Annotated in this window: 1 protein-coding gene; it reads right to left on the bottom strand. The window is 49.5% G+C overall.

Features of this window, described 5'->3' with window-relative positions:
- Positions 1-649: response regulator (locus tag V6D20_19700; GenBank protein ID HEY9818009.1), on the bottom strand; the 649-nt coding region annotated here is incomplete at its 3' end.
- Positions 650-1,199 lie beyond the last annotated feature (550 nt).

Here is a 1,199-nt window from a genome sequence, read left to right as displayed (position 1 = left end):
TTGAGAACGTCAGCGTTTTGTATCCAGCATCGTAGCGATAGACTTCTAGCAATGTATTAACCATTTGCAATAGACTATCGTTACTACGAATCATCACGGCGATCGCTTCTTGCATATCCGGAGAGATAGGACAAAACGTCTCTTTTTGAAAGAGATGCAGCATTCGATCGGCCGCCACCAAAGGCGTTCGTAGATCGTGGGTGAGGCGCATGACAAAATCTTCTTGCCGTTTAGCCATCTGGGTTTGGAGATCAATACTGCGCTTGAGGCGCAGGAGCGATCGCACCCGAGCCAGCAATTCATCCGGGTTGACCGGCTTGCGCACAAAGTCATCTGCACCCAGATCCAGTCCCTCTACGAGATTAGATTCATCATGGGCTGTGATCAGCACGATGGGAATGAAGGGTAGATTGGGATTTTGGCGAATGCGCCGAGTCACCTCATAGCCATCCATCCCCGGCATCATCACATCCAGCAGGATCAGATCGGGTGGCTGAGATTCAACTTGCCACAGGGCCGACATGCCATCTGTTACGCAGTGAATGTCATAGCCCTCATCTTCTAGAATAGCTTCGAGCAAGATGAGGTTGTCGGTGGTATCGTCTACGGCTAATAGACGTGGCGTCCGTGGAGACTCAGCAAAAGACATGAGGATTTAAGGTCCAAAACAAGGGTGTTCTGTAGGCGGGATTTAGTCAGAACGTTGAGCGATCGCAACCCATCTAGGGCTTCTATTTTACCCAGCAACGGTATTTCTTCCATCTCCCTACAGACAGAGACTAGAGAAACTGGCTATGGTTTTTGATGCTACTCGGAACCTATCTTTTGGCCAGACTGCATCATCCAGGTATCAAGCGTTCTACGTCTTGTCATGATCGGCGAGAGACCGATGGGGCGTCTCTAGGGGATCCCCATCATGTAGCTCTTTCCCACACCTCTCTTCCTAAAGGTCTAGGGACCTTGATGTCTATTTTCCTTCGCTGTCTATAATTCGTCTGCAATCCGTCTACAATCTGGCTACGAATGATAATGGTGCTCAAGCCTCTACATCTCATCTAGTGTGATGTAAACTCAGAACCCCCAGTTCCATTCGACGGATCTAGCGTAACGGCAGCAGTGATGCCGTTGCTTCTCCAGGTAACGGCACAGCCCTAGGCAACTGCACAATAAACGTTGATCCTTTCCCGAGCGTACTTTCT

It is taken from the genome of Candidatus Obscuribacterales bacterium, assembly GCA_036703605.1.
Taxonomy (GTDB): Bacteria; Cyanobacteriota; Cyanobacteriia; order RECH01; family RECH01; genus RECH01.
This window is presented reverse-complemented; position numbering and strand designations above follow the sequence as displayed.